Raw genomic sequence first — 26,043 nt, forward strand, 5'->3', positions numbered from 1 at the left:
TCCGGGCTCCGTCAGCGCATTCGGCCATGCTTTCCCCGGAAAGGGGCACGGCAAACCACTCTCAGGGTGATTATCACTCGGCGTGGCGAGTGTGGCGATCGTTGACGCACCCCGGGTGACTGCCTACCTTCGACAAGGCAGGTCTAGGACGGAGGGGTCGGCGTGAGAAGCAGCGGCGACAGTACGGCGGCGGGCGGTCCGTATCCGCCTCACGGCAGTGCGGCCGACCCCGGGGCGGAGACGGTCGGATACCGCGGTCCGACCGCGTGCGCGGCGGCCGGGATCACGTACCGCCAGTTGGACTACTGGGCCCGGACGGGACTGGTCGAGCCGAGTGTGCGGCCGGCGTACGGCTCGGGCACACAGCGGCTGTACAGCTTCCGCGATGTGGTCGTGCTCAAGATCGTGAAGCGGTTCCTGGACACCGGGGTCGCGCTGCAGAACATCAGGGCGGCGGTCCAGCATCTGCGGGCCCGCGGCTTCCGCGATCTGGAGCGCATGACACTCATGAGCGACGGCGCGACCGTCCATGAGTGCACCTCGCCCGACGAGGTCGTGACCCTGCTCCAGGGCGGGCAGGGCGTCTTCGGGATCGCCGTGGGGGTGGTGTGGCGGGATGTCGAGGCGGCCCTGTCGCAGCTCCACGGGGAGCGGATCGACACCGGCGAGACCCTGATCGGGCACAACCCCGCCGACGAACTGGCGCGGCGGCGCCGGGACCGGGCGGTCTGACCGCCGCGGACCTGGCCCGGTTGCCGGTGCCGTTGCCGGTGCCGATTGTCAGTGGTGTGAGGCAGCATCGGGCCTGTGAGATCCGCGCCGACGATCCTGCATCTGGACATGGATGCCTTCTTCGCCGCCGCCGAGCAGGCGGCGAAGCCGAGTCTGCGCGGAAAACCGGTGGTGGTGGGCGGTCTGGGGCCGCGCGGGGTGGTGTCGACGGCGTCGTACGAGGCGCGGCGCTTCGGGGTGCACTCCGCGATGCCGATGGCCCAGGCGAGACGGCTGGCGCCGAACGCGGCGTATCTGGTGCCGCGCTTCTCGCTCTACCGCGCGGTGAGCGAGCAGGTCATGGAGCTGCTCGCGGGGCTCTCCCCGCTGGTGGAGCCGCTGAGCCTGGACGAGGCCTTCGTGGACCTGGAGGCGGGCGGCTCGGCCCATGACACGGCGTCGGCGCGGGCGGCCGGTGAGCGGCTGCGGGCGGACATCAGGGCGGTCACCGGGCTGACCGGCTCGGTGGGGCTCGCCGGTTCCAAGATGCTCGCGAAGATCGGCTCGGAGCAGGCCAAGCCCGACGGGCTGGTCGTGATCGAGCCCGGCACGGAGCGGGAGCTGCTGGGGCCGATGCCGGTGCGGACGCTGCCCGGCGTCGGGCCCGCGACCGGGGAGCATCTGCGCCGGGCCGGGATGACCACGGTCGCCGAGCTGGCCGAGGCGGGCGAGGACGAGCTCGTACGGCTGCTGGGAAAGGCGCACGGCGCCTCGCTGTACCGGATGGCGCTGGGGCACGACGACCGGCCCGTGGTGTCGGAGCGGGAGACCAAGTCCGTGTCGGTCGAGGACACCTTCGATGTCGATCTGCACGATCGGGTACGGGTGCGGACGGAGGTGGACCGGCTCGCGGACCGGTGCGTGGAGCGGCTGCGGGCGGGCGGGCACTCCGGGCGGACTGTGGTGCTGAAGGTGCGGCGGTACGACTTCTCGACGCTCACCCGGTCGGAGACGCTGCGCGGGCCCACGGACGATCCGGGAGTGGTGCGGGAGGCGGCGGGGCGGCTGCTGGAGTCGGTGGACACGACGGGCGGGGTGCGGCTGCTGGGGGTAGGGGTGACGGGGCTCGCGGACTTCACGCAGGAGGACCTGTTCGCGCAGGCCGCGGCCGAACGCCCCGTACCGGCACCCGCCGCACCCGAGCCCGAGGCCGCACCGGCGCGGCCCGCCGGGAGCCCCCAGGAGCCGGAGGCGCCCGCCGAGCGGCGCTTCCCGGCCGGCCACGATGTCCGGCACACCGAGTACGGGGCGGGCTGGGTGCAGGGCAGCGGGCTGCGGCGGGTGACCGTACGGTTCGAGGAGCCCGGGTCCGCGCCGGGGCGGGTGCGGACCTTCTGGGTCGACGACCCCGATCTGACGCTCTCCGAGCCGCTGCCCCTGGTGCCCCCGGCGGAGACCGACCCCGGTCAGTCGTCCTGGCCCGCGACCCGGCCGAAGTCCCGTTCGGAGTCCCGGTCGGACAGGGAGGCGGACCCTTCCGGCGGCTCGGGCTCCGGATCGGGGAGGGCGATGCCGTAGTGGTGGTAGAGCTGGAGCTCCTGCTCCGGCGAGAGATGGCGGCCGACGCCGAAATCGGGGGCGTCCTTGATCAGCGCGCGCTCGAAGGGGACCTGGAGCGCGTCATCCACCAGAGTGCTGGGGGCGAGCGGGACAAAGGCATCACGGCTGAACAGCCCGGTGCGGACCGCGGCCCACTCCGGGATTCCGGTGGCGTCGTCGAGATACACCTCGTCCACCGTGCCGAGCCGGTGGCCGTTGCGGTCGAACGCCTTGCGGCCTATCAGGCTGCGCGGATCGATATCAGTCTCCACGGTCCCTCCAACGGGTCGCACATGCTCGTATCACTACAAAAATGCAGATCCGGGGTGTCGGCCACTCGAACGTCACGCTCAAGTCCTCGCTGGTACGCTGGCAGCGGCTGCTGACCCCGTGCGGGAGAGTCCTCCGGTGAGAAGTCCGGAGGCGCCGAAGGAGCAAATCCTCCCCGGAATCTCTCAGGCCCCCGTACCGCACGGACGAGGTCACTCTGGAAAGCAGGGCGGGCGTCGGACGGCATCCGCTCTCACCGACGGTGAAAGCCGGCCCGTCTGAGACGGACCGGTGAAGCTCTCAGGTCGAGATGACAGAGGGGGAGGCCGTCCGGGCACCCGTGCCGTGGTGCCCCTCGCAGGTCGTGTCAGACCAGGAGGCCTCCCAATGACCGCCCACCGCATACCCCTCGCCCAGTTGGAGCGCGGCACCCCCTTCGAACAGCGCCACATCGGGCCCGACACGGGGGCGCAGGCGAAGATGCTGGCGCAGGTCGGCTACGGCTCGCTCGACGAGCTGACCGCCGCCGCGGTGCCCGAGGTGATCAGGAGCACGGAGGCGCTGGATCTGCCCGGCGCGCGCACCGAGGCCGAGGTCCTGGCCGAGCTGCGGTCCCTCGCCTCGCGCAATCAGGTGCTGGCGCCGATGATCGGCCTCGGCTACTACGGCACGTTCACCCCGCCGGTGATCCTGCGCAACGTCATGGAGAACCCGGCCTGGTACACCGCGTACACGCCGTACCAGCCGGAGATCTCCCAGGGGCGCCTCGAAGCGCTGCTCAACTTCCAGACCGTCGTGGCCGACCTGACCGGCCTGCCCACCTCGGGCGCCTCCCTGCTCGACGAGGGCACCGCCGCCGCCGAGGCGATGGCGCTCTCCCGCCGGGTCGGCAAGGTCAAGGGCGGGGTCTTCCTGGTGGACGCCGACGCGCTGCCGCAGACCATCGCCGTGATCCGGACCCGCGCGGAGCCGAGCCGGTGTCGATGTGGTGGTCGCCGATCTGAGCGACGGCATACCGGACGGGATCGCCGAGCGCGGGGTCTTCGGGGTGCTGCTCCAGTACCCGGGCGCCTCCGGTGCCGTACGGGACATCAGGCCCGTCGTCGAGCAGGCGCACGGCCTCGGCGCGATCGTCACGGTCGCCGCCGATCTGCTCGCGCTGACCCTCCTCACCTCACCCGGCGAGCTGGGCGCGGACATCGCGGTCGGCACCAGCCAGCGGTTCGGGGTGCCGATGGGCTTCGGCGGGCCGCACGCCGGGTTCATGGCCGTACGGGAGAAGTTCGCGCGCAGCCTGCCGGGCCGGCTCGTCGGGGTCTCCGTGGACGCCGACGGGAACAAGGCGTACCGGCTGGCGCTCCAGACCCGCGAGCAGCACATCCGCCGCGAGAAGGCCACCAGCAACATCTGCACCGCTCAGGTGCTGCTCGCCGTGATGGCGGGGATGTACGCGGTCTACCACGGCCCGGACGGGCTGCGCGGGATCGCCCTGCGCACCCACCGGTACGCGGCGATCCTGGCCGCCGGGCTGCGTGCGGGCGGGGTGGAGCCCGTGCACGGCGCGTACTTCGACACCCTGACCGTCCGGGTGCCGGGGCGTGCCGCCGAGGTGGTCGCCGCCGCCCGTGAGGACGGCGTCAACCTGCGCCTCGTCGACGCGGACACCGTCTCCGTCGCCTGTGACGAGACCACCGGCCGCGCCCAGGTGACCGCCGTATGGACCGCCTTCGGTGTCACGGGCGATCTCGACGCACTGGACGAGGCCGCCCGCGACTCCGGCGCCCTGCCCGCGGCGCTGCTGCGCACCGACGACTATCTGACGCACCCGGTCTTCCACCAGCACCGCTCGGAGACGGCGATGCTGCGCTATCTGCGCCGGCTCGCCGACCGTGACTACGCGCTGGACCGCGGCATGATCCCGCTCGGCTCCTGCACCATGAAGCTCAACGCGACCACCGAGATGGAGCCGGTCACCTGGCCCGAGTTCGGGGCGCTGCACCCCTTCGCGCCGGCCGAGCAGGCGCAGGGCTATCTCAACCTGATCCGGGAGCTGGAGGAGCGGCTCGCCGAGGTCACCGGCTATGACGCGGTGTCCCTCCAGCCCAACGCCGGTTCGCAGGGCGAGCTGGCCGGGCTGCTGGCCGTACGGGCGTACCACCGGGCCAACGGCGACACGGACCGTACCGTCTGTCTGATCCCGTCCTCCGCGCACGGCACGAACGCGGCGAGCGCGGTGATGGCCGGGATGAAGGTCGTTGTCGTCAAGACCCGTGAGGACGGCGACGTCGACGTCGAGGACCTGCACGCCAAGATCGCGCAGTACGGCTCCGAACTGGCCGTCCTGATGGTCACCTACCCGTCCACGCACGGGGTGTTCGAGGAGCACATCGGCGACATCTGCGCGGCCGTGCACGACGCGGGCGGCCAGGTGTACGTCGACGGCGCGAACCTCAACGCGCTGGTGGGGCTGGCCAAGCCGGGCCGGTTCGGCTCGGACGTGTCCCATCTCAATCTGCACAAGACCTTCTGCATCCCGCACGGCGGCGGCGGCCCGGGTGTCGGTCCCGTCGGGGTACGGGCGCACCTCGCCCCGTATCTGCCCAACCACCCGCTCCAGCCCGCGGCGGGACCCGCGACGGGCGTCGGGCCGATCTCGGCGGCGCCGTGGGGCTCGGCCGGCATTCTGCCGATCTCCTGGGCGTACGTACGGCTGATGGGCGGCGAAGGGCTGAAGCGCGCGACCCAGGTCGCCGTGCTCGCCGCCAACTACATCGCCAAGCGCCTTGAGCCGCACTACCCGGTGCTCTACACGGGGCCCAACGGGCTGGTGGCGCACGAGTGCATCGTGGATCTGCGGCCGCTGTCCAAGGCCACCGGGGTGAGCGTCGACGACATCGCCAAGCGTCTGATCGACTACGGCTTCCACGCGCCGACGATGTCGTTCCCGGTGGCCGGCACGCTGATGATCGAGCCCACCGAGAGCGAGGACCTGAACGAGATCGACCGCTTCTGCGAGGCGATGATCGCCATTCGTCAGGAGATCGAGCGGGTCGCGTCGGGCGAGTGGCCCGCGGACGACAATCCGCTGCGCAACGCTCCGCACACGGCGGCCACGCTGGGCGGCGAGTGGGCGCACCCGTACAGCCGCGCCGAGGCGGTCTTCCCGGCCGGGGTGTCGGCCGCGGACAAGTACTGGCCGCCGGTCCGCCGTATCGACGGTGCGTACGGCGACCGCAATCTGGTCTGCTCCTGCCCGCCGTTGGACTCGTACGACCACTGACGGACACGGGACCGGACTCGTAAGGTTCTAAGGTTCGTAGGGCCACTGCCTGGCGGCAGGGGGCACGGCGCGCGTCGGGGCCGGTGCGGAGGAAGCTCTCCGGGCCGGCCCCAGTCAGTTCCGGCGGCCCCCCGGGACCGCCGACGGCATCAGGCCGCCGTCACCACCTGGTCGGTGCCCAGCGGGCGGTGCGGGTCGATGATCTTTCCGTCCGGCAGCAGTTCACCGGTGTCCTCGAAGAGCAGGACGCCATTGCACAGCAGACTCCAGCCCTGCTCCGGGTGGTGTGCCATCAGTCGTGCGGCGTCGCGGGCGGCGGAGTCGGCTGTCGGGCAGGCTGGTTGATGCTGGCACATGGGCGAGTTCTTTCGCTGTGTCGTGGTGAGAGTCCTGCGGCTCGATGTGGTCAAGGCCGCCCCCCGTATCTGTTTGGTCCAGTCCTAGTGTTGCCCTACGGATGGTAATCCGCAGGGATTTCGCGGCAGCGCTTCCTTTTGCTTAAGGACGTGTCACCCGCCCGGACGGTTCAGTTCAACTGGACTGTCCTTCCGGGTGGTTCAGGGTGACCTGAGAGGACTACTCCGCATGGGCAAAAGGGTGCCCCGCGGCCTGAGTGACCGCGGGGCACGGAAGGGGTACGGAAGAAGGCGCGACAGTGAAAGGCCCGAACCGCCGGAGGCGCTTCAGGCCGTCGTGCTCAGCAGCGGAGCGGGAGCGAGCCGCAGTCCGATCCTGGGCAGCAACTCGGCCACCCGGTGCGGACGGTGGGCCGCGAAGCCCGGTGGCGCGGGTGCGAGCGGCACCAGGATGTCGGCGGGCTCGGGCGCCCCCGTGGAGGCGTCGGCCTCCGTGTCCCCGTGCAGCCAGAGCGTGAGCATGTACAGCTCGGGGACCGACAGCAGCCGCGGCTGGAAGTCGGTACCCAGGGTCTCCGCCTGGCGGAGCGCACGCTCCGTGGCGGTGATGTACGGGCCTTCGAAGAAGCGCGAGAAGGCCCAGCCGTCCGCGGTGAGCATGGTGTCGGCGGCGGCCACGGCACGGTCGCCGCTGTGGATCAGGAACCGCCAGCCGACCAGCCTGGTCTGTGGTGTGCGTGCCTCGGCGGTACCGGTCAGGCTTGCCGGGGTGACAGGACTGAGAACGCTGAGAACGTGGACGGGAAGCGGCAGTTCGGGGCTCAGCGGTCCCTGGACGGACTGCAGAGCGGGGGTGCGGGCATCGCGCACGGCGGTAGGGGAACCGAGTGCCGCGAGAACGCTGCGCAGCGCGGGCGCGGGAGCCGGGGGAACATGCAGCGGCATGGTGGGTTGCCTCTCACTTCTGGAGACAGGGTGATGCGTGAGGTGGAGCGCGGGCGAGTGCCGACGTCACTGTCAGCATCGGGTCAGAGGCCGGCCCAGGGTCGTGGAACGACCGGACGCCGACTCTCTGCCTCGTGGGCGCAGTTTATACGACGCGTGTTCACGGCATGTTTCTGCTAGCTCTCGCGGATATTGCCCGCAAGGCATATTCCGGTCCGTCTTCTGCGGACTTTCTGTTGATAAACGGTGAAGGCAGGCGTCTGGCCTGGGCTTGTCCGTCCGGACGGGTCGGCTGAAACTCGCCGTTGTTTCCCAGGGGTCATCGGACGGCGGAAACGGAACCCGCCGCCATGCCAAAGGAATGTGCCGTACGACCGTTGTGGACACTCTACCCCCGACCGGGCGACCACGGGGACGTTACGGATCACCCAGTGTGGGCATTATCGATCGTGACACGAGCGGCCGACGCTGCGGGCTGCCCACTCGAGGAGGGACACTTCGATGGGGGAGAAGGTCGAGGCGGACGGGTCCGAGCTGTCCGACCGGCGGAAATACCGCAGGAAGCTGCAACAGTGCCTGGCGGTGCTGGGGCGGCTCCTGGCCGAGGAGAGGTTCGACCGGCCCAAGAATCTGATGGGTCTGGAGATCGAGCTGAATCTCGTCGGCTCCGACGGGATGCCCCGCATGATGAATGCGGAGGTGCTCAGGCGTATCGCGAGCGGTGATTTCCAGACCGAACTCGGAATGTTCAACCTGGAAGTGAACGTGGCTCCGCATCGGCTGGGCGGACGCGTTCTCGACCAGCTTGCCGAGGAACTGCGCGCGGGTCTCGGATATGCCCACAGGAAAGCGTGCGAGGTCGACGCGGGAATCATGATGATCGGTATTCTGCCGACTCTCGGACGGCATGACGTGGTCCCCGACAATCTCTCGGACGTCCACCGATACACCCTGCTCAACGATCAGATGGCAGCGGCCAGGGGCGAGGACTTCACCCTGGACATCGAGGGGGTCGAGCGGCTCACCTGCACCTCGGCGTCCATCACCCCCGAAGCCGCCTGCACCTCCGTACAGTTGCATCTCCAGGTCACGCCCGACCGGTTCGCGGATGTGTGGAACGCGGCCCAGGCGATGGCGTCGGTGCAGGTGGCACTTGGTGCCAACGCGCCGTTCCTGTTCGGCAGAGAGCTGTGGCGGGAGTCCAGACCGCCGCTGTTCGAACAGGCCACCGACACCAGGCCGCCGGAGCTGAAGGCCCAGGGAGTACGCCCCAGGACCTGGTTCGGCGAGCGCTGGATCGAGTCCGCGTACGACCTGTTCGACGAGAATCTGCGCTATTTCCCGCCCCTGCTGCCGATCTGTGACGACGAGGACCCGCTGCGGGTGCTCGACGAGGGAGGCGTGCCGGAACTCCAGGAACTGGCGCTGCACAACGGCACGGTCTACCGCTGGAACCGCCCGGTGTACGAAGTGGCCGGCGGCGTACCGCATCTGCGAGTGGAGAATCGGGTGCTGCCCGCGGGCCCCACCGTCACCGATGTGATCGCCAACGCCGCCTTCTACTACGGGCTGGTGCGCGCGCTGGCCGAGGACGCCAGGCCGGTGTGGAGCCGGCTGCCCTTCGCCGAGGCCGCGGCGAACTTCGAGGCCGCCTGCCGCCATGGCATCGATGCCGAACTGCGCTGGCCGCGCCCGGGGCGGGCCGCCGGAGTCACCACGGTGCCGGTGGTCAAGCTCGTACGGGACGAACTGCTGCCGCTCGCCGCGGCGGGGCTCGACGCGTGGCAGGTCGAGCCGGCCGACCGGGACTTCTATCTCGGTGTGATCGAGGGACGGTGCCAGCGGCGGATGAACGGGGCGTCCTGGCAGGTGGACACCTTCCACCGGGCACTGGAGGCCGGTCTGGAGCGGGATGCCGCGCTGGCGGCCACCACGCGGCGGTACGCCGAGCTGATGCACCGGGGGGACCCGGTGCACACCTGGCCGCTGGGCCTGCCCACGCTGTCCTTGCGGGATGAGAGCGGGACCGTGAGCTGAAGGGGCGGACGAGGGAACGGGCGGGCGCCCGGGCCGGGTCCGGCTTACGATTCGTGCGTGTGGCCGACCGCCATGATCGCCCGAAGGATCACGGCCTGGATGTCGGCGGGGTCGCTCACCTCGTACCCCGCCCCCTCGGTCGCCTCGGCGATCTGGTCGACCTCGCGCCGGTCCGCGTCCGGCCCCACGGCGATCGCGACCAGGGACACCGGGCGTGCGGGATCCACCAGTTCCTTGAGCCGTTTGATGAGTTCGGCGCGGGAAATGCCGTCGTCGTCCTGGTTCGAGCCGTCCGTGAGCAGAATGACCGCGTTGAACTTGCCGCGTACGTAACCGGCTTGGGCTTCCCGGTAGGCGGCCAGCGCCGTGTCGTACAGCCCGGTGTCGCCGTCGGGGATGGGCTTGAGTGCGGTGATGGCGCCGGACAGCCGCTCGCGGTGCGTGCCACCGCCCTTCACCGGGTCGCCGAGCCGGACCGTCTCCTGGAGCTTGCGGTAGTCCTTGGCGCCGTCGAGCCGGGTGCTGAACTCCCACAGCCCGATCTCGTCCTCGGGCGTGAAGGTGTTGAGCGCCCGGAGAAGTGAGGCCTTGGTGATGTCCATCCTGCTCTGCCCGTTCCGTCCCGGCACGGGCGCGGTCATCGAGGCCGAGGCGTCCACGACCGTGGTCAGCCGGGCACTCTGCACCGTCACCGTCCACAGCCCGAGGGCCTGCTGCACCGCCTCGGACGACGGAGAGTCCGCGTCGCGCTCCTCGTACGGCTGCGGGGAGCGCCCGCCCGCCATGCTGACCAGCGCGGGCGCCACCGGCAGGTCCGCCACCCGGAAGCCGTGCTGCTCCAGGGTGCGGTACGCGGGCTTCTCACCGAGCAGCAGCATGAAGCGCATGGCGGCGCGGCTCTGGTCGGTGGTGAGGCGGGTGACGTTGACGAGGTTGTACGGGTAGTCGAGCGCGGGCGCGCCGTCCGTCGGGTAGAAGAGGCTGAGATTGGCCGAGCCGGTGCCGGCCGCGTTGTGCGCGTACGCGGCCTGCTCGGAGAGCAGCACCGCCTCGTTGGCTCCGTCCGCGCCCGCGCCGTCCGCCGCCAGCGTCCCGAGCGCCTGGGTGTCGGAGCCGGAGACACGGCGGGTGAGCAGTTCGGCGGTGGCGGCGGTCAGTGTGGTGTCCTTCGGCGCCTCCCGCCGCGAGGACTCCGAGATGCTGCTCAGCGCGAGCAGACCGGTGGCGCTGCGGGCGGGATCGGCCGCGCCCAGGAGCAGGCGGTCCTTGCCGGTCGCCAGGGCGGCAAGCCCGGCCCAGGTGTAGGTCTTCGCGGGCCAGCCCAGGGCCCGGGCGGACTCCGGCACCGTGGCCAGCGTCACGGGCGAGAGGGCCACATTGCCCGCCGGGGTCAGCGGGACGCCGTCGCGCCCCGCCCCCTCGGCGCGGTCGACCCAGACTCCGGAGTCGGGCACCCAGATCTGGAAGTCGGGGGTGCTGGTGCCGGCGGCGAGCATGTCCGCGACCTTGTCGTTCTCGCGGGCCTCGACCCGTACGTCGAGACAGCGGCCGTCGGAGGTGACGTGGTCCCGGCGGGCGCGGTCGGCCACGGAGCGCAGGGCGGGGGCGATGTCGGGCGAGGCCACGAGATCCACCCGTACCGGAGCGGGGTCGCACGGACCACCGAACGAGAGAAGCCCGCTGCCCACCGCGACCCCCGCCCCCGCCGTCACGGCGAGGACGATCGAGACGGCGATGGCCACGCGGCGGCGGCGCGGCGAACCGGCCCTGCCCGCGCTCCTTGAGGGCTTGTGGGGCAAGCTGTGACGTCCCATGGTCCCCGGCCTGTCGTACGCGATCTTCGTACCTGCATTCGAGACCCTAGCGGCACCGCGCACGGCATGGGACGGGAATAGTCAACTGGAGGCGGGCGTGCAGTCGGAGGCGGGACGGGTGGCCGGTTCTTACCCCGAGGAGGTTCCCGAGGGGGCTGCCTCACGGCGGATCCTGCGGTCCGAGACGGTGCTCGTACTGGCGCTTTCGCTGGGCGCGAGCGGGGTGTCGGCGCTGATCAGCTTTGTCGGTTCGCTGACAAAGCCGGGGGCGCTCAGTGACCAGGCGGCATCGCTCAACTCGTCGGCGGCCCCCGGGCGGCCCTGGCTCGATCTGGCCTGGCAGCTCTTCGGGATCACAACCGCCCTGGTGCCGGTCGCGCTGGTCGCGCATCTCCTGATCCGGGAGGGCAGCGGGCTGCGCGCCATCGGCTTCGACGGCCGTCGGCCCTGGTCGGACCTGGGGCGCGGCGCGCTGGTGGCGGCGGGGATCGGCAGCACGGGCCTGGCCTTCTATCTGGCGGTGCAGGCGGCCGGTTTCAATCTCACGGTGGTGCCGGAGTCGCTGCCCGAGGTGTGGTGGAAGTTCCCGGTGCTGATCCTCTCGGCGGTGCAGAACGCCGTACTGGAGGAGGTCATCGTCGTCGGGTATCTGCTGCGCCGGCTCGGGCAGCTCGGGTGGACACCGATGGCGGCGCTGGTGGCCAGCTCGGTGCTGCGCGGCTCGTACCACCTGTACCAGGGGGTCGGCGGCTTCCTGGGCAACATGGTGATGGGCGTGGTGTTCGTGCTGCTCTACCGGCGGTGGGGGCGGGTGGGCCCGCTGGTGGCGGCGCACGCGCTGCTCGACATCGGGGCGTTCGTGGGGTACGCGCTGCTGGCGGGGAAGGTGGGCTGGCTGCCCACGGTGTAGCGCCGTGGGCAGCGCCGGGAGCCGCTGCGGTTCAGGCGGAGCTGGGTTCAGAGGGAGTCGAATTCAGGGGGCGCTGGATTCAGGGGGAGCTGAGGAGTTCGCCGTCGATGACGGTGACCGCGCTGCCGGTGAGCAGGGTCCGGTGGCCGCGCAGTGCCGTACGGACGAGTCCGGTACGGGCGGAGGCCTGGAGGCCGGTCAGTTCCGTACGGCCGAGCCGCGCGGACCAGAACGGGGCGAGCGCGGTATGGGCGCTGCCGGTCACCGGATCCTCGTTGATACCGGGCCCCGGGTAGAAGCACCGCGAGACGAAGTCATAGCCCTGGCCGGGGTCCTCGGCGGCCGCGGTGACGATGATGCCGCGCCTGGAGAGGCCGACGAGCGCGGCGAAGCCGGGAGCGAGCGCGCGTACGGTCCGCTCGTCGGCCAGCTCGACGAGCAGGTCCCCGACATGGGCAGCGGTGTCGTGCACCGAGACCGGCCGCGCGCCGAGCGCCTCCACCATGCCGTCCGGGGTCTCCACGGGAGTCAGTGACGAGGTCGGGAAGTCGAGGGTGAGGGTGCCGTCCTCGGCCGCGGCCGCCCCGAGGACACCGGGGCGGGCGGCGAACCGTACGGCACCTGTCGTACGCCCGGTGGAGCGCAGCACATGCGCGGTCGCGAGCGTGGCATGGCCGCACAGATCCACTTCGGTGACCGGGGTGAACCAGCGCAGCGCCCAGTCCGCGTCCCCGCCGGGCGGCAGGGGGTGCGCGAAGGCGGTCTCCGAGAGATTCACCTCGGCCGCCACCCGCTGGAGCCAGCCGTCGTCGGGAAAGCCGTCGGAGTCCAGGAGAACCACGCCGGCGGGGTTGCCCGCGAAGGGCCGGTCGGTGAAGGCGTCGACGATTCGAATCCGCATGCACTGAGCGTAGGAGACGGGGGCCGTGCGGCCACGTCCGGGAAGAGGCATGCGGAATTGCTTGCCCAGCGAGCTGTCCCGATATATCGTTGAAGCATCACGACAGATCAACGATGAAACGATGAGAGGAGCGTAGTGATGCGTTCACATGGGCATGAGCATGGTCACGGTCCGCATGGGCCGGGAGCTGAGCACTGTGGGCCCGGGCGGCCGGGGTGGGGCGGTTTTGAGGGGCGGCGTGGGGCTTTCGGGCCGTTCGGTCCGCCTTTCGGTGGTCCTTTCGGCGGCGGCGGTCGCGGTCGCGGCGGTGGTGGCCGGGGCCGGGCGCGGCGCGGTGATGTGCGGGCCTCGATCCTGGCGCTGCTGAAGGACCGGCCGATGCACGGTTACGAGATGATCCAGGAGATCGGCGAGCGCAGCGGCGGGGCCTGGCGGCCCAGCCCGGGCTCGGTCTACCCGACACTCCAGTTGCTGGAGGACGAGGGGCTGATCACCAGCCGGAGCGAGGGCGGCAAGAATCTGTTCACGCTCACCGACAGCGGGCGCGCGGAGGCCGAGTCGGGGCCCGAGGCCCCGTGGGAAGAGGCCGGGCGCACCTTCGACTGGGACACGATGAACGAGATCCGGCAGGCCGGCTTCGGGCTGATGGAGGCGTTCGGACAGGTCTGGAAGACCGGTACGCCCGAGCAGCGGCAGAAGGCCCTGGGGGTCATCAACGACACCCGCAAGAAGCTGTATCTGATCCTCGCCGACGACGAGTGACCGCCTTCGCGGTACGCGCACGAGTGTGCGTACGGGCACAGGTACGGGTGGGTGCGTGAGCCCCGCGGCTTCGGTCGCGGGGCTCACGCATGTACCCATCTACCTGCTCCGCGGCCTTATGCATGGTTCACCGGGCCGAGCCGCCAGAGCACCGCCGAGTCGAACCGGTCCGAGGCCCGGGGGTGCGGCCCCTCGTCATGGCAGTGGAACGCGGCCCAGAAGACATCCCCGCGCAGCGCCTCGGGCGGGGCGTACACGCGGTAGACGTACTGCTTCCCGTCCAGGGCGAGCAGGGCGACCATCCAGTACAACGGCCCCTCCTCCCGGCGGCGGTATCTGCCCCTGCCCACGCGTTCATGCGTGTCCAAGCGCGTCCGTACGTCGGACGCGCGCGTGCTGCGCGCCGGTTGCGCCCCGATGGCCGCACCGGCGCCAAAGGCAAGGCGGCGCGACGCACCGGGGAGAGAACCGGGGCGATCTCATTCGTAAGGAGGAGAACCCGCGTCGGCACGCCCACCCTCCGGCGGACGTGCGAATGCTTCCCGCCGGGGATGCCCGCCAGGAAACGGACTGATGGGGTGAGAGGGTGCAGAGCCCTCCTCCGCGGGTGCCGGAACAGAACGCACCCACCCGAACCGAGCGCGCCGCCCCGGCGCGCGCCGGATCGAGGCAGGCCGAGGCCAGGGCCGAGGCCGAGTCCCGGCTCACCGTGGAGCTGGCCACGGCGCTCTCCCGCGCGCGCCGCAGGGCACTGCGCGACGGCGACAAGCAGATCGACACGGCCCATCTGCTGCACTCGCTGCTGGAGGCGGACCCGGAGGTACGGGCGGCCTTCGACAGCAACGAGCGGACGACCAGGGTGCTCGGCTATCTCGTACAGCGCAGCATCGGCTACGGACTGCGCTGGCACGGCACCGTGGAGGACTCCGGCATCCTTCCTGTCGTGCGCGGCCGCGCACTGAACGGCTGGTCGCCGCAGGCCGTCATCGCCATGAGGGGAGCCCTGGAGCGGGCCGCACTGCGCGGCGACCCGCGCGCCTGCGGGCTCGATCTGCTCGCCGCGCTCGCGTCCGACCGGGAGTGCCGGGCGGTGGATGTCCTCGTACGGGCCGGGGTCGACGCCGAGTCACTGGCCGGGCGGCTCTCCCGCCAGTTGTGACCGGCGGACATGACTTGGCGTGCGTGACCCGATGAGCGTGACTCGGTGGCCGGGATCCTGCGGGGTGCGGTCCGGCGGGGTGCGGCCCGGCCGGTGTGGTGTTCGAAAGGTGCTGCGCCCGCGAGGCGTGGGTGGCCGCATCGTGCCCCAGGTGTCCGACAGGTGTAATGGTGCCCTGACTCCTGACGGAAGCTGACATGATGACGCCATGCACGCGTCTCAGGGGAGGAGCGTCGGCCTGGGCATAGCCCTGGTGTCGGCGTTCGCGTTCGGCGGTTCGGGTGTCGCGGCCAAGCCGCTCATCGAAGCGGGGCTCGACCCGCTCCACGCTGTCTGGCTACGGGTCGCCGGCGCCGCGCTGGTCATGCTGCCCCTCGCCTGGCGCCACCGGTCGCTCCTGCGGCGCAGGCCCGCGCTGCTCGCGGGATTCGGGCTGTTCGCGGTGGCCGGGGTGCAGGCCTTCTACTTCGCCTCGATCTCCCGTATCCCCGTCGGGGTTGCGCTGCTCATCGAGTACTTCGGCCCGGTGCTCGTCCTGCTCTGGGTACGTTTCGTCCAGCGGCGCCATGTGACACGCGCCGCCGCGGTCGGGGTGGTGCTCGCGGTGGGCGGGCTGGCCTGTGTGGTGGAGGTCTGGTCCGGGCTGAGCTTCGACCCCGTTGGGGTGCTGCTCGGGCTCGGCGCGGCCTGCTGCCAGGCGTTCTATTTCATCCTGGCCGACCAGGGCACCGGCGGCGCGGACGCGCCGGATCCGCTGGGGGTGATCGCGTACGGGCTGCTCGTCGGAGCCGTCGTACTGACCGTGATCGCACGGCCCTGGGGCATGGACTGGTCGCTGCTCGGCGGGAGCGCCGACATGGGCGGTACGGAGGTGTCCGCCGCTCTGCTGCTCGGCTGGGTCGTACTGATCGCGACCGTGCTCGCCTATGTGTCCGGTGTGGTCTCGGTACGCAGGCTCTCCCCGCAGGTGGCCGGTGTGGTCGCCTTCCTGGAGGCGGTCGTCGCGACCGTACTGGCCTGGGTGCTGCTGCGGGAGCACCTTTCGACGCCTCAGATCATCGGTGGCGCTGTCGTGCTGGCCGGTGCCTTTGTTGCCCAGTCGACAACTCCGTCGGCACAGAAGCCGCCCGCCGGGCCGGTGGCGGGCGGGCCGGGCGGTGCGCGGCCGGTGGACGGCGCGACCGATGCCGTGCCGGAAGCCCCGATGGGAGCCGTGGTGGATGTCGCCGCGCGTGAGACGCGGTTGTCCGCCGATGGCACCGCACCGTAGGGTGCCGATCATGCATTCGACCGTGCTGCCGCCTCCCGCCGTTTAGCGCGGGCGGCCATCCGCTGACGAAGACCGGGCCCGGGCCGGGCTGTCCACAGGACAGGACCCTGCACCCGTGCGGTTCGTCGCTGCCCGCGTGACGGAGCTGAGCGACCGCCCACCCGTTCTTCACACGGAGACGTCACGTGTCGATTCCTTCTGCCCCTTCCGGCACTTCTGCCCGTTCTGCCACTTCTGTTTCTGGGCGCGAGCCCGCTTCCGCCGCCCCCGGCCTGCCCGTCGGGCGGGGGCTGTTCTTCCTGATCGTCGCCGGGGTCGCCTGGGGGACCGCCGGAGCCGCCGGCTCCCTGGTCTACCGGATCAGCGATCTCGGCCCCCTCGCGCTCTCCTTCTGGCGCTCGGCCGGCGGGCTCGTCCTGCTGCTGGGCGTACTCGCGCTCCGGCGGCGGCGCCGGGCACCCGGGCCCGTGGAGCCGGTCCGCCGGCGGCTGCTCCGTATCGCCGCGACCGGAATCGGGCTGACCGTCTTTCAGAGCGCCTACTTCGCGGCCGTCGAGGCGACCGGCCTCGCGGTCGGCACCGTGGTCACCCTCGGCGCGGGCCCCGTCCTCATCGCCCTCGGGGCGCGACTCACGATGGGCGAGCGGCTGGGCGCCGGCGGGCTCGCCGCGGTGGCCGGTGCCCTGGCCGGGCTCGGGGTGCTGGTCCTGGGCGGCGGGAGCGGCACCGTACAGCCCGCGGGGGTGGCCTTCGCGCTCCTGTCCGCGGCCGGATACGCGGCGATCACCCTGCTCACCCGTTGGCTGGGGCGCGACGGCGGCGGCACCGACTCCGTGTCCACCACCGCCTGGGCCTTCGCCATCGGCACGGTCCTGCTGCTGCCGCTCGCCGCGGGCGAGGGGCTGGTGCCGGGGACCGCGGAACCGGTGCGGGTGATCTGGCTGCTGGTGTACGTCGCGGCCGTGCCCACCGCGCTCGCCTACGCCCTCTACTTCGCCGGGGCCGCGGTGGTGCGGGCCGCGACCGTCTCCGTGATCATGCTGCTGGAGCCGGTGAGCGCGGCGGTGATCGCGGTCGTGCTGCTCGGCGAGCGGCTGACCGCGGCCACTGTGGCGGGCACACTGCTGCTGCTCGCGGCGGTCGCGGGGCTCGCACTGGCCGAGGCCAGGGGCGCGGCGGTACGGCGCAGGGCGACGGTGCCGGCCTGACCGGGGGGAGGGCGCGGGACCCGTACCCGCGCCCTCCTCCCCGTACAACCCGCTGTACGACACCTGCCGCACGACCGGCACACCTGCGGTACGACCGGCCTCGGCCGGAGCCCCGGAGGACGGCCGGAGCCCTGGAGCGCGGTGGATTTCAGAGCACGGACAGGTAGTCGGGCAGGGCGATCGACGGGTCGAGGTCGTCCGCCGGCACGGGCGCGCCGTAGCCGTGCGCGAGCGGCACCACCCCGGCCCAGTGCGGCAGCCCGAGGTCCTCGGCGTCGTCGTTGGGCCCGCCCGTACGGACCTTCGCGGAGACCTCGTCCAGATCGAGCCGGATCACGGCGGTCGCGGCCAGTTCACGGTCATTCGCGGGGCGCGAGTCGTAGGAGCGGCCGGGGACCACATGGTCGACGATCGCGTCGAGCGCGGCGCGCCGCTCGTCGGCGTCGGTGACCGGGCGGGCGATGCCGTGGACCACCACGGAACGGTAGTTGATGGAGTGGTGGAAGGCGGACCGCGCCAGGACCAGGCCGTCGACATGGGTCACGGTCAGACAGACGGCAAGCCCCGGATCTTCCGGGTCCGTACGGCCGCCCGCCATGCGCAGTGGGCGCGAGCCGGTCGAGCCATGGACATAGAGCCGCTCGTCCACCCGGCCGTAGAGCGTCGGGAGGACCACCGGAGCGCCGTCGCGGACGAAACCGAGATGGCAGATGTACGCCTCGTCGAGTATCGCGTGCACCAGCTCACGGTCGTATGACGCGCGCTCCCGGGCACGGGTGGGGACGGTGCGCGGTGTGGGCCGGTAGGCGGCGGTGACGTCCGGCGGCGCGGTCTCCGACATTGCGTCCTCCATTGCACTAGTGCATAGTGTTCTTTGTGCTAGGAGAGTATCGGATTACGGGTCGGGGCGCGGCGGAGATTTCCGCCGGTGTGGAGCGAGCGGTGGGCAGGGGCGAGCTGGTTCCGGGCCAACTGCTGCCGCCGATGCGGGAGTTGGCCGCCGAGCTGGGGGTCAATCCGAATACCGTCGCGGCGGCCTACCGGACCCTGCGTGAACGCGGGGTGATCGAGACGGCGGGCCGCAGGGGCAGCAGGATCCGGCCGCGTCCCGCCAGTACGGCCCGGGGGTCGATCCGGGTCGAGGCGCCCCCGGGCGTACGGGACGTGTCGGAGGGCAATCCCGATCCGGCCCTGCTGCCCCCGCTGCACGACGCCCTCGCCGCCGCAGCGCGCCACAACGCCCGCGAGCCGATGCTGTACGGACGGGCGCCCGTCGACCCCGAGCTGGCGAAGCTGGCCCGCGCGGATCTCGACGCCGACGGGGTGCCGCCCGGCCCCGTCGCCGTCACCTCGGGGTCGCTGGACGCGATCGAACGGGTGCTGGCCGCCCATCTCAGAACCGGGGACGCGGTCGCCGTCGAGGACCCGGGCTGGGGCGGTCTGCTGGACCTCGTACCCGCGCTCGGACTGCGGCCCGTACCGGTCGGGCTCGACGACGAAGGCCCCCGCCCCGCAGATCTGGACCGGGCGCTGCGGTCCGGAGTCCGCGCGGTCGTCGTCACCGACCGCGCGCAGAACCCGACCGGCGCCGTGGTGGGCGCGGCCCGCGCGCAGGAGTTGCGCGCACTGCTCGAGGCCCGGCCCGAGGTGCTGCTGATCGAGGACGACCACGGCCACCGCATTGTGGACGTACCGCTGCACCCGCTCGCCGGAGTCACCGATGCCTGGGTGCTCGTACGTTCCACCGCCAAGGCGTACGGGCCCGATCTGCGGCTCGCGGTGCTGACCGGGGACGCGGTGACCGTGGACCGGGTGCTGGGGCGCCAGCAGCTCGGCCCCGGCTGGGTCAGCAGACTGCTCCAGCGCGCCGTCGTGCATCTCTGGACCTCGGGCGCGGTGGACGCGCGGGCCGTGGCGCGGTCGTACGGGCGGCGGCGCGACGGACTCGTACGGGCGCTGGCCGACCGGGGTGTCGAGGCGCACGGACGCAGCGGGATGAACGTCTGGGTGCCGGTCGCCGACGAGACCGGCGCGGTGGCGCGGCTGCTGCGCGCGGGCTGGGCGGTGGCGCCCGGGGCGCGCTTCCGGATGGCCGCGCCCCCGGGCGTACGGCTGACCGTGTCGTCCCTGACGGACGCCGACATCGGCCCGGTCGCCGACGCGCTGGCGGAGGCCGCCGGACCCGCGCCCGCGCGCGCCTACGGCTGACCTCAACGACGTGCAGCGTCTCAGCCCCGTGCGGACGCGCCCGCGCGCCTACGGCTGACCGCTCCGGCGTGCCCGCGGCCGGCGGCCCGCGGGGCTCCCGGCCCGGCTCTGGGTGAGCGCGGCCCCGGCGAGGATGACCAGGGCGCCGACCGGCGTGTTCCAGGTCAGCTCCTCACCGAGGAGCGTGACCCCGGCCGCGGTCGCGATGACCGGGATGAAGTACGTGACCATCGTGCCGGTCGTCGGGCCGACCTCGGCGACCACTCCGTACTGGAGCAGGATCGCCAGACCGGTGCCCAGCGCTCCGAGCACGAACACGGAGAGCAGCGGGCCCGTCGGGAACGAGGTCGGCAGGGTGGTGAACAGCGGTGTGACCAGCGCCAGTTGGAGCAGGGCGAGAAAGAGCTGCGCGCCGGTCAGGGAGAGATGGGAACTGCTGCTGCCCGCCAGGGTGCGGCGTACGTAGATCCAGCCCACCGGGTAGCTCAGCGAGGCCAGCAGGGCCATCGCCGTACCCGTGAGGTCGAGACCCGAGAAGCCCTGCCAGGCGCCGAGCACGGTCAGCACCCCGAGGAAGCCGATGCCCAGACCGGCGACCCGGCGGCGGGTGGGCCGGTCCTCGGAGAGCGCGACGAGGGAGAGCGCCATGCCCCACAGGGGCGAGGTGGCGTTGCAGATACCCGCGAGCGTTGACGGGATCGTCAGCTCGGCGTAGGCGAACAGTGAGAACGGCAGTGCGTTCAGGAGGAAGGCCGCGACCGCGAGATGGACCCAGGTGCGGGTGCCCCGGGGGAGCCGCTCGCGCCGGACAGCCATCGCGACGGCCAGCACCGCCGTACCGAAGAACAGCCGGCCGAAGGTCACCTGGAACGGCGCGAAGCCGTGCGTACCGACCTTGATCAGCAGAAAGCTGAAGCCCCAGATGACCGCGAGCGCCGCGAACCGGATACGCCAGTCGAACCGGATGCGCCCGCCGAAGAAGACGCGGGTACGGGCCGGAGCCGACGCCGGAGCCGAGGGCGGCGGTGAGGTGGCTGCGGCGGGGGCCGGTCTGATCGCCGGGGCTGAGGACGGTATTGGGCCGGGCGGGGTCGCGGTGCTCATAGGGCCACGATGCCGTGAACCACCTCGTAGAACAAGCGAGAATATCTCGGCACTTCTGATTAGTATCGCTTACATGTTGAATCTGGAGAGGCTGCGCACCCTGGACGCGCTGGCCCGCCATGGCTCGGTGAGCGCCGCCGCCGAGGGACTGCATGTGACGACCTCGGCCGTCTCCCAGCAGCTCGCCAAACTGGAGCGCGAGGTGGGCCAGCAGCTCCTGGCCAGGAACGGGCGCGGGGTGCGGCTCACCGACGCGGGACGGCTGCTCGCCGATCACGCGGCACGCATCATCTCGCAGGTGGAAGTGGCGCAGTCGGACATCGAGGCGCAGCGCGGACGGGTGGTCGGAGAGGTACGGATCTCGGCCTTCCCGACGGCCGCGCGCGGCCTCTTCCCGGCGGCGATCAGCGCCCTGCACGAGAGACACCCCGAACTACGCGTGACATCCCGCGAGTTGGAGCCCGAGGCAGGGGTACGAGGGGTCAGCAGAGGCGATGTCGATCTCGGAGTGGTGCTGGACTGGAGCAACAAGCGGCTGCCCGTGCCCGGCGGACTGGCCACCGCGCATCTCCTCGACGACGCGGCCGATGTGGCCATGCCCGCCGACCACCCGCACGCGGACCGTACGGAAGTGGACCTGGAGGAGTTCGCCGACGACCCCTGGGTGTCCTGGCCGGAGGGCGAATTCTGTTACGACTGGCTGATGTTCACGCTCCGGTCGAAGGGGATCGAGCCGCGCATCGCGCATCTCGCCGGGGAGCACCACACCCAACTCGCCCTGATCGCGGCCGGACTCGGGGTCTGTGTGGCGCCGAGGCTGGGACGCGGGCCCGTACCGCAGGGCGTGGCGGTCGTTCCCGTACGGCAGAAGATGCGCCGGCACATCTACGCGGTGTGGCGGACCGACGCGGACCGCCGGCCGTCGATCAGGGCGGCGGTCGAGGCCCTGCGCGAAGCCGCGCGGCTGGTGGAGGGCTGACAACGCCCGTACGCATGACGGCCGGCGGGCTCCACTCCCTGCCGACGAGGAGTGGAGCCCGCCGGCCGCCGGTCAGCGGCCCGCGGTCAGGCGAGCGTGATCGAGTCCCCGGTGACCGTGATCGACGCCGCGGGCAGCGGCTGGGTCGCGGGCCCGGACTTCACACTGCCGTCCGCCGCGCTGAACTGGCTGCCGTGGCACGGGCAGTGGATGATCCCGTCGGAGATGTCCTTCACCGCGCAGCCCTGGTGGGTGCACTTGGACGAGAAGGCCTTGAACTCGCCCGCCGCGGGCTGGGTGACGACCACGCCCTTGTCGGCGAAGACCAGACCACCGCCCTCGGGGATGTCGGTGGTCTTCGCGAGGACATCGCCCCCGCCCGCGCCGTCGGAGCTGTCCGCTCCCGACGTGCCGCCGGCGCTGTCCGTGGCGTCGCCGCCGGCCGCCGGTGCCTCGCCCGCGGAGTCCGCGGGCGCGTCCGATCCGCTGTCGCCGCACGCGACGAGCGCCGCGCTGAGTCCCGCCGCTCCGGCCGCCGCCACCACTGTCCTGCGCGTCACGACCCGCGCGGACCCCTGCCATCCCGTCATACCAAGCTCCGTTCGACGGCCGGCTCTCGGTCGGCCGGTTCAACGGAAGATACGCGGCAAAGTACTGCGACGTTCAAGCACTGGGGGACGAATCGAGGGATTTTTTCAGAAAGCCGAGTTCGTGCAGGAGCAGACCGTCCGCCACCCCTTCCCGGGCGACGAGATGGCCTGTACCGGGCAGTGGCAGTACGGAGTGGGGGCGGCCCGCGGCGAACAGTGCGGCCGACAGCCGGAACGTATGGGCCGGGACCACATTGTCGTCGGCGAGTCCATGGATGAGCAGCAGGGGCCGGACCGGGACCTCGGCGGTTCCGGCATGGTCGTACGACAGGTGTTCGGCGTACGAGAGCGGGGAGCTGCGTGCGTAGCCCTCGGGCTGGACCTCCGGGTGGCCGAGGTAGCGCTCCTCCCAGTACGTGTCGTACAGCCGCCGGTCGGTGGGCGGCGCGCCCGCGACCGCCGCGTGGAACACATCGGGGCGGCGCAGCACGGCGCCCGCCGCCAGATAGCCGCTGAACGACCAGCCCCGGATGCCGACCCGCGTCAGATCCAGCGCGTCGTACCGCTCGGCCGCCGCGTGCAGCGCGTCGATCTGGTCCGCGAGGGCGGGGGCCAGCCGGTCGCCGACGATGGCGCGCTGCCACTCCACCCCGCGCCCGGGAGTACCGCGCCCGTCCGTGGCGAGCACGGCGAAGCCCTGCTCGGCGAACCACTGGCACACCGCCGTGTACCAGGCGCGTGCCTGGGTCACCACCTGCATACCGGGCCCCGCGTACGGACTGAGCAGCACCGGCAGCTTGCGGCCCGAGCCCTCCTCGTACCAGGAGGGCAGATGGAGCCGGGAACGCAACTCCCGCTCGCCGAGGGTGAGATGGACCGGCCGCGGCTTGATCAGTGGCTCCTCGGCGAGGACCGCGATCCGGCCCACGGGCTTTCCGCCGCGCAGTACGGTCACCTGTCGGCCGTCCGGAGTCGCGCTGTCGAGGACAAGGGTGTCTCCGCCGGCGGCAGCCGAGTGCACCCCGGGCTTGTCGGTCAGCCGGACGAAACCCCTCTCCTCTTCATACGCTCCTTCGTACGACCAGACATGGACCTCGGTCGGCTCCTCGCTCGCAGTGAAGTACACGCGTTCGCCGACCGCGCCCAGCACCTCGCGGATCTGGAGTCCCGCCGGGGAGAGCGCCTCCCCGATCCGGATCGACCGGGTGTCGCCCTGGACGCAGGGCAGCACCAGCGCACCGGAAGCGGTGTGGAACGGCGCGCCCGGCGGGAACTCCACCCAGTGGTCGTCCGTCAGCCGGGACAGCGGCTCGACCGCGCCGGTCACCGGATCGGCCCGCAGAACCCACATCGTGCGCTGGTCCCTGGTCTGGAGACTGATCAGCGGACCCGCGCTCTCCCACTCCGCGCTGACGGCATACTCGAATGCGAGGTCCTGCCACTCGCCCTTCGGCGCCTCGTCCTCGGGTGCCCGGGCGGGCAGTTGTACGGGAGTGCGGACGCCGTCGACCGTGACCAGGTGCAGCGAGGTCTCCGCATTGGCCGTCCCCGCCGCCGGATAGCGGATCGTCCGCGGTGGCCGGGCCGGGTCCGCCGGATCCCCGATGTACCAGCGCGTCACCATCGCCGCGTCGACCCGCGCCACCAGCAGGGCATCGCCCGTCGGCGACCACCAGTAGCCGCGCGATCTGCCGATGGACTCCGCCGCGACATGATCGGCCAGTCCATAGGTCACATCCGCGGCCTCGGGCCGCGCCAAGGCCCGGTCCCGCGTCCCGTCCGTTCGTACGGCGCGGAGGGTGCCCCCGGTCACATAGGCGATCAGGGTGCCGTCCGGGGAGGGGCGCGGGTCGGTCGCCGGCCCCGCGGTGGGGATGTGCCACGGGGCGCCGCCGTCCGTCCGTACCGCCCAGAGCGCGCCTCCCAGCGTGAACGCCACGAGCCGCACGGCGCGGTCGGTCGCGTACGCCACCACCCCGGCGGCGGTCACCCGGTCCCGCTCGCGCCTCGTCCGTTCCTCGTCGGACAGCCGCTCGGGCCCGGGGCCGGCCAGCTCAGCCGGGTCGGCAAGGATCCGCTCCTTGCCGTTCTCGTACAGCCACAGCGGGGTACGCGGATCGGAGCCGGAGACGGACCGTACGAACAGCACCCGCTCGCCGTCCGGGGAGACCGTGAAGCGGCTGGGGACACCGAGCGAGAAGCGACGGGTACGGGCGAACTGACGCGGGAACGCGGTGGGGTCGGCGGTCTGCATGGGCGGTGTGGCCTCCGTGCTTCTGTGCAGGCTTCTGTATGTACGGGCATGGCGAAGCGACAGGTGCGGGCGGGGCTGAGCGGGCGGGTCCGAGGGCCGTGCGGGCGTGGCCGAGTGGTGCGGATCATGGGCACGGGCCGGACCGTCAATGGACAGGGCGGCCGTCATCCCCGGCAGTAACCTGGCGCAATGCTCACCGAAGTCACAGCGACCCGCTATGTCACGCCCTTGCGTGAGGGCGGATCGCTCCCGGGGATCGTCGAGGCCGACGATCTCGGTACGTACGTCATGAAGTTCACCGGCGCGGGACAGGGCAGGAAGACCCTGGTCGCCGAGGTGATCTGCGGGGAACTCGGCCGCAGGCTGGGCCTGCGCGTCCCCACGCTGGTGCGGATGCAGCTCGACCCGGTCATCGGGCTCTCCGAGCCGGATCAGGAGGTGCAGGAGCTGCTGAAGGCGAGCGGCGGACTGAACCTCGGCATGGACTATCTGCCAGGATCGATCGGCTTTGACCCGCTAGCTTATCAAGTGGGTCCGGAGGAGGCCGGGCGGGTCGTCTGGTTCGACGCGGTCATCAACAACGTCGACCGCTCCTGGCGCAACCCCAACATGCTGGTCTGGCACGGTGATCTGTGGCTGATCGACCACGGCGCCACCATGATCTGGCACCACAACTGGCCGGGCGCGGCTGCCTCGGCGGCGAAGCCGTACAACGCGTCCGACCATGCCCTGGCACCCTTCGGACCCGATATCGCGTCCGCCGCCGCTGAGTTGGCGCCCCTGGTCACCGAGGAACTGCTGACCGCGATCGCGGCCGACGTACCTGACGAGTGGCTGGTCGACGAGCCCGGCTTCGACTCGACGGACGCGCTGCGCCGCGCGTATGTGGAACCGCTGCTGGCGCGCGCCGCCACCATCCATGAACGGATCGTCCTCGACGCGCCCACCAAGAGTCGGCCCTCCGGGGCGCCCGGCTGGCTGGCCGCCCGACTGGCCCCCGTGCCCCGGACCACGGGGCAGCAGAACGACGAGAAGGACAGCGGCCAGTGAGCGACAAGGACGTCTACGAGTACGCGCTGCTGCGCGTGGTGCCCCGCGTCGAGCGCGGCGAGTGCTTCAACGCGGGCGTGCTGGTCTACTGCCGCGCCCGGTCCTATGTCGCCGCGAGGACCCATCTCGACGAGGCCAAGCTGACGGCCCTCGACCCGCGCGCCGATGTGGTGGGGGTACGGGCGGCCCTGCGCGCGGTCGAGAGCGTCTGCCGGGGCGGGGACCTGGCGGGACAGGCCGCCGGGGACGATCCGGGCCGGCGCTTCCGCTGGCTCATCGCGCCGCGCTCGACGGTCGTACAGCCCGGTCCCGTACACACCGGGCTGACGGCCGACCCGAGTGCGGAGACGGAACGGCTGCTGGATCTGCTGGTGCGGTGACGGCCGACGCGATGGCGCGATGACGGGGACGGCGATGGGCCGCCGATGACTGGCTGATTACCGACGGGTGAGCGCCGCAGATTGTCCGATGGATGGTCGATTACCGGCCAATGGGCGGCCGCTCGCGACGGGGTCTGCGGGTTGCTCGCTGGCGGCTCGGGGGTGACTCGGACGCGGCTCCTGTGCGACTCGCACGCGCCACCGGTATGACTGCGGCTGCCGGACGGGGGCGGCTGCCGCAGTCGGCCCCGTGGGC

The 26,043-nt window shown here is 71.7% G+C and carries 22 protein-coding genes, 1 pseudogene and 1 riboswitch; of the genes and pseudogenes, 13 read left to right on the top strand and 10 right to left on the bottom strand.

The features are described 5' to 3' along the window. The first annotated feature begins 162 nt into the window (after positions 1 to 162). Complete coding sequence (locus KQY30_RS30675) at positions 163 to 732, top strand: MerR family transcriptional regulator (protein ID WP_217309792.1); 570 nt, start codon at positions 163 to 165, stop codon at positions 730 to 732. Positions 733 to 807: 75 nt separating this feature from the next. Further along, positions 808 to 2,289 (top strand): DNA polymerase IV, encoded by a 1,482-nt coding sequence (locus KQY30_RS30680; protein ID WP_217309794.1) that lies wholly within the window; start codon positions 808 to 810, stop codon positions 2,287 to 2,289. On the opposite strand, the gene KQY30_RS30685 is transcribed toward KQY30_RS30680, so the two are convergent. Continuing rightward, positions 2,178 to 2,582 (bottom strand): PRC-barrel domain-containing protein, encoded by a 405-nt coding sequence (locus KQY30_RS30685; protein ID WP_217309796.1) that lies wholly within the window; start codon positions 2,580 to 2,582, stop codon positions 2,178 to 2,180. The genes KQY30_RS30680 and KQY30_RS30685 overlap by 112 nt on opposite strands. 111 nt (positions 2,583 to 2,693) lie before the next feature. After that, a riboswitch (glycine riboswitch) is annotated at positions 2,694 to 2,791 on the top strand. A 176-nt stretch (positions 2,792 to 2,967) separates the two neighbouring features. Between KQY30_RS30685 and gcvP the strand changes: the two are divergent. Continuing rightward, positions 2,968 to 5,860 (top strand): annotated as a pseudogene (gene gcvP / locus KQY30_RS30690) (aminomethyl-transferring glycine dehydrogenase). A 149-nt stretch (positions 5,861 to 6,009) separates the two neighbouring features. On the opposite strand, the gene KQY30_RS30695 reads toward gcvP, so the two are convergent. Both KQY30_RS30695 and KQY30_RS30700 read right to left on the bottom strand, forming a co-directional pair. Further along, complete coding sequence (locus KQY30_RS30695) at positions 6,010 to 6,216, bottom strand: DUF5999 family protein (protein ID WP_046508513.1); 207 nt, start codon at positions 6,214 to 6,216, stop codon at positions 6,010 to 6,012. 327 nt (positions 6,217 to 6,543) lie between these two features. Beyond that, positions 6,544 to 7,161, bottom strand: coding sequence for a hypothetical protein (locus KQY30_RS30700; RefSeq protein ID WP_217309797.1), 618 nt, complete (start codon positions 7,159 to 7,161; stop codon positions 6,544 to 6,546). A gap of 501 nt (positions 7,162 to 7,662) precedes the next feature. On the opposite strand from KQY30_RS30700, the gene KQY30_RS30705 reads away from it, so the two are divergent. Next, complete coding sequence (locus KQY30_RS30705; RefSeq protein ID WP_217309799.1) at positions 7,663 to 9,198, top strand: glutamate--cysteine ligase; 1,536 nt, start codon at positions 7,663 to 7,665, stop codon at positions 9,196 to 9,198. Positions 9,199 to 9,242: 44 nt separating this feature from the next. Here the strand turns inward: KQY30_RS30705 and KQY30_RS30710 are convergent, their stop codons facing one another. After that, on the bottom strand, positions 9,243 to 11,012 hold the full coding sequence (locus KQY30_RS30710; RefSeq protein WP_217309800.1) for a substrate-binding domain-containing protein: 1,770 nt from the start codon (positions 11,010 to 11,012) through the stop codon (positions 9,243 to 9,245). A 97-nt stretch (positions 11,013 to 11,109) separates the two neighbouring features. Between KQY30_RS30710 and KQY30_RS30715 the strand changes: the two genes are divergently transcribed. Next, positions 11,110 to 11,922, top strand: coding sequence for a CPBP family intramembrane glutamic endopeptidase (locus tag KQY30_RS30715; RefSeq protein WP_217309802.1), 813 nt, complete (start codon positions 11,110 to 11,112; stop codon positions 11,920 to 11,922). Positions 11,923 to 12,001: 79 nt separating this feature from the next. On the opposite strand, the gene KQY30_RS30720 is transcribed toward KQY30_RS30715, so the two are convergent. Then, on the bottom strand, positions 12,002 to 12,823 hold the full coding sequence (locus KQY30_RS30720) for a PhzF family phenazine biosynthesis protein (RefSeq protein ID WP_217309804.1): 822 nt from the start codon (positions 12,821 to 12,823) through the stop codon (positions 12,002 to 12,004). Positions 12,824 to 12,961: 138 nt separating this feature from the next. Here KQY30_RS30720 and KQY30_RS30725 point away from each other — a divergent pair, with 138 nt between their 5' ends. Then, the gene (locus KQY30_RS30725; protein ID WP_217309805.1) at positions 12,962 to 13,585 is read left to right on the top strand and encodes a PadR family transcriptional regulator; all 624 of its coding nucleotides are present in this window, start codon (positions 12,962 to 12,964) and stop codon (positions 13,583 to 13,585) included. A 116-nt stretch (positions 13,586 to 13,701) separates the two neighbouring features. Here KQY30_RS30725 and KQY30_RS30730 read toward each other — a convergent pair whose 3' ends face one another. Then, a complete protein-coding gene (locus KQY30_RS30730; protein ID WP_217311413.1) occupies positions 13,702 to 13,896 on the bottom strand; it encodes a hypothetical protein in 195 nt (64 codons plus the stop codon). 296 nt (positions 13,897 to 14,192) lie between these two features. On the opposite strand from KQY30_RS30730, the gene KQY30_RS30735 reads away from it, so the two are divergent. From KQY30_RS30735 to KQY30_RS30745, 3 genes are all read left to right on the top strand, one after another. Further along, a complete protein-coding gene (locus KQY30_RS30735) occupies positions 14,193 to 14,744 on the top strand; it encodes a Clp protease N-terminal domain-containing protein (protein WP_254407383.1) in 552 nt (183 codons plus the stop codon). Between the two features lie 208 nt (positions 14,745 to 14,952). After that, positions 14,953 to 16,014 carry a DMT family transporter gene (locus KQY30_RS30740; protein ID WP_217309809.1) on the top strand — a complete coding sequence of 354 codons (1,062 nt, stop codon included), beginning with the start codon at positions 14,953 to 14,955 and terminating at the stop codon, positions 16,012 to 16,014. A 272-nt stretch (positions 16,015 to 16,286) separates the two neighbouring features. Next, positions 16,287 to 17,222 carry a DMT family transporter gene (locus tag KQY30_RS30745; protein WP_254407717.1) on the top strand — a complete coding sequence of 312 codons (936 nt, stop codon included), beginning with the start codon at positions 16,287 to 16,289 and terminating at the stop codon, positions 17,220 to 17,222. Between the two features lie 148 nt (positions 17,223 to 17,370). Here the strand turns inward: KQY30_RS30745 and KQY30_RS30750 are convergent, their stop codons facing one another. Continuing rightward, complete coding sequence (locus KQY30_RS30750; RefSeq protein ID WP_217309811.1) at positions 17,371 to 18,063, bottom strand: pyridoxamine 5'-phosphate oxidase family protein; 693 nt, start codon at positions 18,061 to 18,063, stop codon at positions 17,371 to 17,373. A 35-nt stretch (positions 18,064 to 18,098) separates the two neighbouring features. On the opposite strand from KQY30_RS30750, the gene KQY30_RS30755 reads away from it, so the two are divergent. Then, the gene (locus tag KQY30_RS30755) at positions 18,099 to 19,430 is read left to right on the top strand and encodes an aminotransferase class I/II-fold pyridoxal phosphate-dependent enzyme (RefSeq protein WP_217309813.1); all 1,332 of its coding nucleotides are present in this window, start codon (positions 18,099 to 18,101) and stop codon (positions 19,428 to 19,430) included. 48 nt (positions 19,431 to 19,478) lie between these two features. On the opposite strand, the gene KQY30_RS30760 is transcribed toward KQY30_RS30755, so the two are convergent. Then, on the bottom strand, positions 19,479 to 20,534 hold the full coding sequence (locus KQY30_RS30760) for a DMT family transporter (protein ID WP_217309814.1): 1,056 nt from the start codon (positions 20,532 to 20,534) through the stop codon (positions 19,479 to 19,481). 73 nt (positions 20,535 to 20,607) lie between these two features. Here KQY30_RS30760 and KQY30_RS30765 point away from each other — a divergent pair, with 73 nt between their 5' ends. Then, a complete protein-coding gene (locus KQY30_RS30765; RefSeq protein ID WP_217309815.1) occupies positions 20,608 to 21,513 on the top strand; it encodes a LysR family transcriptional regulator in 906 nt (301 codons plus the stop codon). An 86-nt stretch (positions 21,514 to 21,599) separates the two neighbouring features. Here KQY30_RS30765 and KQY30_RS30770 read toward each other — a convergent pair whose 3' ends face one another. Continuing rightward, positions 21,600 to 22,103, bottom strand: a complete 504-nt coding sequence (locus KQY30_RS30770; RefSeq protein ID WP_217309816.1) for a Rieske (2Fe-2S) protein — start codon at positions 22,101 to 22,103, stop codon at positions 21,600 to 21,602. Between the two features lie 73 nt (positions 22,104 to 22,176). Continuing rightward, complete coding sequence (locus KQY30_RS30775; RefSeq protein WP_217309817.1) at positions 22,177 to 24,357, bottom strand: prolyl oligopeptidase family serine peptidase; 2,181 nt, start codon at positions 24,355 to 24,357, stop codon at positions 22,177 to 22,179. Between the two features lie 189 nt (positions 24,358 to 24,546). On the opposite strand from KQY30_RS30775, the gene KQY30_RS30780 reads away from it, so the two are divergent. Beyond that, positions 24,547 to 25,407, top strand: a complete 861-nt coding sequence (locus KQY30_RS30780; protein ID WP_217309818.1) for a HipA family kinase — start codon at positions 24,547 to 24,549, stop codon at positions 25,405 to 25,407. Then, positions 25,404 to 25,787 carry a DUF3037 domain-containing protein gene (locus KQY30_RS30785; protein ID WP_217309819.1) on the top strand — a complete coding sequence of 128 codons (384 nt, stop codon included), beginning with the start codon at positions 25,404 to 25,406 and terminating at the stop codon, positions 25,785 to 25,787. The genes KQY30_RS30780 and KQY30_RS30785 overlap by 4 nt, the downstream gene beginning before the upstream one ends. Positions 25,788 to 26,043: the final 256 nt, after the last annotated feature.

Origin of the sequence: Streptomyces sp. GMY02 (genome assembly GCF_019056675.1) — a bacterium.
GTDB lineage: Bacteria > Actinomycetota > Actinomycetes > Streptomycetales > Streptomycetaceae > Streptomyces > Streptomyces odonnellii.

Coding starts and splice junctions, on each gene's coding strand:
- KQY30_RS30740 (WP_217309809.1), top strand. CDS start 14,953: ATGCACGCGTCTCAGGGGAGGAGCGTCGGCCTGGGCATAGCCCTGGTG.
- KQY30_RS30700 (WP_217309797.1), bottom strand. CDS start 7,161: ATGCCGCTGCATGTTCCCCCGGCTCCCGCGCCCGCGCTGCGCAGCGTT.
- KQY30_RS30695 (WP_046508513.1), bottom strand. CDS start 6,216: ATGTGCCAGCATCAACCAGCCTGCCCGACAGCCGACTCCGCCGCCCGC.
- KQY30_RS30770 (WP_217309816.1), bottom strand. CDS start 22,103: ATGACGGGATGGCAGGGGTCCGCGCGGGTCGTGACGCGCAGGACAGTG.
- KQY30_RS30725 (WP_217309805.1), top strand. CDS start 12,962: ATGCGTTCACATGGGCATGAGCATGGTCACGGTCCGCATGGGCCGGGA.
- KQY30_RS30775 (WP_217309817.1), bottom strand. CDS start 24,357: ATGCAGACCGCCGACCCCACCGCGTTCCCGCGTCAGTTCGCCCGTACC.
- KQY30_RS30765 (WP_217309815.1), top strand. CDS start 20,608: ATGTTGAATCTGGAGAGGCTGCGCACCCTGGACGCGCTGGCCCGCCAT.
- KQY30_RS30760 (WP_217309814.1), bottom strand. CDS start 20,534: ATGAGCACCGCGACCCCGCCCGGCCCAATACCGTCCTCAGCCCCGGCG.
- KQY30_RS30705 (WP_217309799.1), top strand. CDS start 7,663: ATGGGGGAGAAGGTCGAGGCGGACGGGTCCGAGCTGTCCGACCGGCGG.
- KQY30_RS30750 (WP_217309811.1), bottom strand. CDS start 18,063: ATGTCGGAGACCGCGCCGCCGGACGTCACCGCCGCCTACCGGCCCACA.
- KQY30_RS30710 (WP_217309800.1), bottom strand. CDS start 11,012: ATGGGACGTCACAGCTTGCCCCACAAGCCCTCAAGGAGCGCGGGCAGG.
- KQY30_RS30780 (WP_217309818.1), top strand. CDS start 24,547: ATGCTCACCGAAGTCACAGCGACCCGCTATGTCACGCCCTTGCGTGAG.
- KQY30_RS30720 (WP_217309804.1), bottom strand. CDS start 12,823: ATGCGGATTCGAATCGTCGACGCCTTCACCGACCGGCCCTTCGCGGGC.